Source organism: Spirillospora sp. NPDC049652, from assembly GCF_040675125.1.
Classification (GTDB): Bacteria; Actinomycetota; Actinomycetes; order Streptosporangiales; family Streptosporangiaceae; genus Spirillospora.
The window spans coordinates 1-5,191 of the sequence record NZ_JBFAOF010000515.1; the positions used below are offsets into that span (position 1 = coordinate 1).

The window sequence follows — 5,191 nt, forward strand, 5'->3', positions numbered from 1 at the left end:
GGCGAGCCGGTGCAGCCGCAGCGCGTCGGCGCGGCGGTCGGCGAGGATCTCGTCCAGCGTCGCCGGGTTGTCCGCGCGGACGTAGGAGACCAGCGAGCCGACGCGGATCCGGCCGTGCCGCCGCGCGACGTCCTCGACGAGGTAGGCGAGCGGCTGCGGGACGGGCGTCGCCGAGTGCTTGGTCAGCAGGTCGAGCAGGTCGGCGGCGGTGCGTCCGGCGTCCAGGGCGCGCCGGACCGACTCGGCGGTGAACCGGTAGACGGTCGCGCCGCCGGTGGACTCGACGTCGGCGGTGAGGGCCAGCTCGCGGGCGAGGTCGGTGACCAGCGGACCGGGCGCGACGGCGGTGAGGTCGGCCTGGATGAGGACCTTGTCGCCGGGCTCGGGCAGGTGCTTGGCGAGGGCGGGCTCGGGGTCGGCGCCGTCCAGCAGGTCGCGGGCGAACGGGGCGAGGACGCCGTAGCCGGTGAGGCCGAGGACGGCGGCCTCGCGCAGCGTCCAGTCGGCGAGCCGGTCGCGCATCGGGCCGCCGCGCCGGGGCTGGAGCCAGTCGAGCCGCTCGCGGACGGCGGTCGCGGTGACCGGCGTCCCGGCGGGCGCGTCCGCGAGGACCGACAGGACGGCGTGCCGGGTCGCCGGGGCGGCGCCGTGCCGGGCCGACTCGCTCAGCGCGTTGACCAGCCGGTCGCGGTCGTCCCGCTCGCCGACCAGGCCGGGCACCCGGTCGGTGCGCAGCCAGCCGTGCGCGAGCTCGGTCCAGCGTCCGGCGGTGTCGCGGCGCAGCCACAGGTCGTAGGCGGGTGTCGGCAGCCACTCGCCGTCCAGGTCGCCGGACCGGGTGAGCAGGCCGCCCGCCTGGGCGATCTCCGCGAGCAGCGCGGCCCGCCACTCCGGGACGTCCAGCAGGGCGGCGGCGGCGCGCAGGTCGCGGACGGCGAGGCCGCCGCTGCGCAGCACCGGCGGCGGTTCGAGGCCCCAGCGCTCCAGCAGCTCCTCGATCTCGCGGACCACCGTGAACGCCTCGCCCGCCGCGCCGCGCACGACGGTGTCCTCGTCCCGGGGGCGGGCCGTGCCGGCGAGCGGGGGCGGCTCGGCGGCGAGGTCGCGGAACAGCCGGCCGCCACGCAGGTGGAGGGCGACCTCGCGGGGGACGGTCACGGTGCGGTCGTCCTCGGCGGCGAGCAGGCCGCGCGCGAGGAGCCGCTCGATGGGGGTCTCGGCGGTCTCGACGCGGACCGGGCGGCGGGCGCCCGCGACGCGGCCGACGGGCGGGCCCCAGGCGAGCCGGTCCAGGGCGGCGCGGGCCTCGTCGCCGGCGTCCGCGATCAGGCCGGACGGGTCGGCGAGGTGCTCGGCGATCCGCGCGATCAGCCGGCCCGAGTCCGTGAAGCCGCGCGGGGCCGCGCCGTCGAGGTCGGTGACCAGGGCGGTGAGCCGGTCCGGGGGGTAGGAGGCGAACACCTCGGCGGCGGGCGGCCCGAGGCCCGCCGGATGCGGCAGGGCCTGCCGGACGCCGGGCGCGGGCCGGGACGTTCGGGCACCCCAGACCAGGGCGTCGCGGCGGAGGGCGGCGAGCGCCGCCGACACCGCGCGGCGCGGCGCGGGCAAGGCGGCCGCGAGGTCGGCGACGCGGACCGGGTCCGGCAGGACGAGCACGCCCGCGAGCACGGCCAGCGCGAACGCGTCGAGCCGGTCCAGGGCGCGGGACACCGCCGCGGGCGTCGCGGCGCGCGCGGCGAGCGCGGTCAGGTCGGCGGGGACGGGCGCGACCAGCTCCGGACGCGCCGCGAGCAGGGCCCGCAGCTCGTCGTCGTCGCGTCCGCGCAGCCAGTCCGCGAAGCTGTCCACCATGACCGGCGCGGGGTCAGGAGGAGGCGGGCGTGCGGTCCAGGTGCACCAGGCCGAGGCCGAGCCGGGCCCAGCCCGCGACGAACCGCTTCTCGTCGATGCGGGTCGGCGGCTCGTACATCGACTCGTTGGCGAGCCAGTAGTTCACCACCGCGCCGCCGAGGATGGAGGCGATCGCGGCCCAGTCCTCGTCGGCGTCCGCGAACTCGGGCTGCTGGGAGAGCCAGGTGGCGATGCCGTCGTAGAGCGGGTTGACGATGCCCTCGCGCATCTCCGCGACCAGGTTGGGGAACTGGTCCAGGTCGCGGAAGAGCACGCGGATGAGGTCCTGCTCCTCGCGCATCTTGGCCAGCCCGGCCTGGCAGGTCATCCGCAGCCGGACCTCCAGCGGCCGCCCCTCGTACTGGACGGCCTGGTCCAGGACGTCGCTGACCTGCTGCCGGGTGCGCTCGATGTGCTCGCGGATCGCGGCCGAGAGCACCTCCTCCTTGGACCGGAAGTGCCGGTACAGCCCGCCCGCGCCGGGCGACAGGCCCGCCGCCGCCTCGATCTCGGCGACGGACGTGGCGGCGTAGCCCCGGTCCGCGAACAGCCGCAGCGACTCGGCCACGATCCGCTCGCGCGTAGAAGTCGTCATCTCAGTGTGTCCCCTCCGCCTGAAAGGCTAAGGCATCTTCCCGGACCGGGCGTGCCTTCACCCCGCCGCGCGCGTGGCCGAAACCCCGATCTCCCGGCCCGGCCGCGTCGCCGGCGACTAGAGTCGTTGGCTTCGCGCCCCCGTCGCCGAAAGGGGCCGGAGGGAGAAGGGCCGTCGATGGCGCTGTCGCCGCGGACCGCAGGCCGGGCGGCCTTCCTGCCCGAGGACTTCGTGGTCCCCACCCTGGTCGCCGGGCAGGGGTTCCACATCCGCCCGATCACCGTCCACGACGCGATGCGCGACTACTTCGCGGTGATGGACAGCCTGCCGGCCCTGCGTGAGCGGTTCCACGCCGACTGGGGCTGGCCGCATCCGGACCTCACCGCCGAGCAGGCCCTGGTGGACGTGGCGTGGCTGCAGAAGGAGGGGCAACTGCGCCGCCAGTTCGCCTACGTGGTGACCACCCCGGACGAGGAGCGCCAGCTCGGCCGCATCCACGTGCTGCCCGCCGAGCCGGACGCGGCGGACGGCGCCGAGGCCGTGCTGCTGTTCTGGGTCCGGTCGGGCGGCGACCATCCCGGGCTGGACAAGGAGCTGGCCGACTTCGTCCGGCAGTGGGTGGACGCGTCCTGGCCGTTCGAGACCGTCCGGATCCTCGATCCGGACGGCGGCCCGGCCGAACTGGTCGCCTCGTCCCCGCTCGAAGCCTTCTGACGCCCAGACGGTCGGGGGTCGGCTAGCGGTCCGGGACGGTCAGGGGGCCCGGGACGGTCAGCGGACGCGGCGGACGAGCGCGATCAGGATCCGTCCGACCACCAGGTAGACCACGGCGGCGAGACCGTAGTTCACGGCCACTTCGACCTTGCGGTTCTTCGGCTGGAAGACGTCCTTGAACTGCCAGGCCAGGTCGTCCGCCCAGCCGCTGATCCGGTGCACCAGGGAGTTGCCGGTGTTGGCGTCGAACGCGACGAAGACGATGTGGACGGCCAGGATCAGCACCACGACGGTCGTCACGATCGAGATGATCGTCACGGTCCAGGAGACCGCGCGCTGCCGGGCCGCGGCCGCGCCGCCGCCGGGCGGCCCGATCCTCCGGGTGCGTTGCGTCCCGCCGGGGTCGGTGCGGGATGCGGAGTCTCGCTCTTGCGTCATGGCACCCTCCTTGGGCCGCGCATGGAACTTTCGAGACCGGCGTTTTCCCTGGTAGCGCGGTTGGCCGGGTGGGCGGCGGGGATAAATCCAGCAGGCACCACCACAACACCGCACCGGTACCGAACCGGCCGCGTACACAGCTCCCGCGCTCTCCTACTCGGATCCCGTCGCATCGCCACTACCGGGAGAGCGCGGGTACGCGCGTTCAGGGACTCCTCCCCACCCGTGGACGTGTCCACGCGGGCGGACCCGAAGGGCGGGCGGTCCACGGCCGCCACCGGCGAAGCCGTCATACTTCCCCTTTACCCTGTGACGCGTGCCGTACCAAGACCCCTTCGCCATCGGATTCGACCTCGACCTGACCCTCGCCGACACCCGCGCGGGCATCGCCGCCGTGTACCGCGAGCTCTCCGCGGAGACCGGCGTGCCGATCGACACCGCCGCCGTCGTCCGGCGGATCGGGCCGCCGCTGGAGGAGGAGATCGCCTACTGGTTCCCGCCGGAGCGGGTGCCGGAGATGGCGGCCCGGTACCGCGCGATCTACGCGGGGATCGCGATCCCCGCGACCGTCCTGATGGCGGGGGCGCGCGAGTCCGTCGAGGCGGTGCGGGCGCTCGGCGGACGGGTCGTCGTGGTGTCCGGCAAGAACCAGGCCGACACCGAGCGGACCGTCCGGCACCTGGACCTTCCGGTGGACGTCGCGGTCGGCGGCCTGTTCGGCCCGGACAAGGGCGTCGCGCTGCGCGAGCACCGGGTGAGCGTGTACGTGGGCGACCACATCGGCGACGTGGACGCGGCCCGCGCCGCGCGGATCACCTCCATCGGCGTCGCGACCGGCTCGTTCGACGCCCCCGCCCTCACCGACTACGGCGCGGACGTCGTCCTGCCCGACCTGCGCCCATTCCCGGATTGGCTGACCGGCCGTTACGGCGGACGAAACGCTAACGGTCATCCGGAAGGGCGTCCGGACGGATATTCGGATGCCGTCCCGGACGTTCACCGGTAGCTTCGTTCCGCTGCCACGCAAGGGTTTCGGAGATCCGGCACGTGTTCTCCGGCACTCGGCGAGGCATTAATCTTGAGGGCCAACCCGAAGCGAGCTAGACGAGGTTCCCGTGCCCACTGGCAAGGTCAAGTGGTACGACGCCGACAAGGGATTCGGCTTCCTCACCCGCGACGACGGCGGGGAGGTCTTCGTGCACTCCTCGGCGCTCCCGGCCGGTGTGACGGCGCTGAAGCCCGGCCAGCGCGTCGAGTTCGGCGTCGTCGAGGGCCGGCGCGGCCAGCAGGCCCACCAGTTGCGCGCGCTGGAGACCCTGCCCTCGGTGGAGAAGGCGATCGCCCGGCAGAAGCGCAAGAAGCCGGACGAGATGGTCATGATCACCGAGGACCTCATCAAGCTCCTGGACGGCATCTCCCTCACCTACCGGCGGGGCAAGCACCCGGCCCCGGCGGAGGCGAAGAAGATCGCCACCGTGCTGCGCGCGGTGGCCGACCGGCACGCCCCAGCTGCCGCTCGGCGAGACCGGGTACGCCGGGTTCGAGCGGGCCGAG

Annotated in this window: 6 protein-coding genes; 3 read left to right on the top strand and 3 right to left on the bottom strand. The window is 74.5% G+C overall.

All coding sequences use genetic code 11. The annotated features are described in order from the left end of the window. Both AB0J52_RS26615 and AB0J52_RS26620 read right to left on the bottom strand, forming a co-directional pair. A partial coding sequence (locus AB0J52_RS26615) for a helicase-associated domain-containing protein (RefSeq protein WP_500185036.1) occupies positions 1 to 1,851 on the bottom strand: 1,851 nt, incomplete at its 3' end. 13 nt (positions 1,852 to 1,864) lie between these two features. After that, a complete protein-coding gene (locus AB0J52_RS26620; protein WP_500185037.1) occupies positions 1,865 to 2,485 on the bottom strand; it encodes a TetR/AcrR family transcriptional regulator in 621 nt (206 codons plus the stop codon). Between the two features lie 177 nt (positions 2,486 to 2,662). Between AB0J52_RS26620 and AB0J52_RS26625 the strand changes: the two genes are divergently transcribed. Then, the gene (locus AB0J52_RS26625) at positions 2,663 to 3,199 is read left to right on the top strand and encodes a GNAT family N-acetyltransferase (RefSeq protein ID WP_500185038.1); all 537 of its coding nucleotides are present in this window, start codon (positions 2,663 to 2,665) and stop codon (positions 3,197 to 3,199) included. Positions 3,200 to 3,256: 57 nt separating this feature from the next. On the opposite strand, the gene AB0J52_RS26630 is transcribed toward AB0J52_RS26625, so the two are convergent. Next, positions 3,257 to 3,637, bottom strand: a complete 381-nt coding sequence (locus tag AB0J52_RS26630; RefSeq protein ID WP_500185040.1) for a hypothetical protein — start codon at positions 3,635 to 3,637, stop codon at positions 3,257 to 3,259. Between the two features lie 316 nt (positions 3,638 to 3,953). Between AB0J52_RS26630 and AB0J52_RS26635 the strand changes: the two genes are divergently transcribed. Together AB0J52_RS26635 and AB0J52_RS26640 are read left to right on the top strand one after the other, a co-directional pair. Beyond that, positions 3,954 to 4,643: an HAD family hydrolase gene (locus AB0J52_RS26635; protein WP_500185041.1), complete on the top strand. Its 690-nt coding sequence runs from the start codon at positions 3,954 to 3,956 to the stop codon at positions 4,641 to 4,643. Positions 4,644 to 4,752: 109 nt separating this feature from the next. Next, a partial coding sequence (locus tag AB0J52_RS26640; RefSeq protein WP_500185042.1) for a cold-shock protein occupies positions 4,753 to 5,191 on the top strand: 439 nt, incomplete at its 3' end.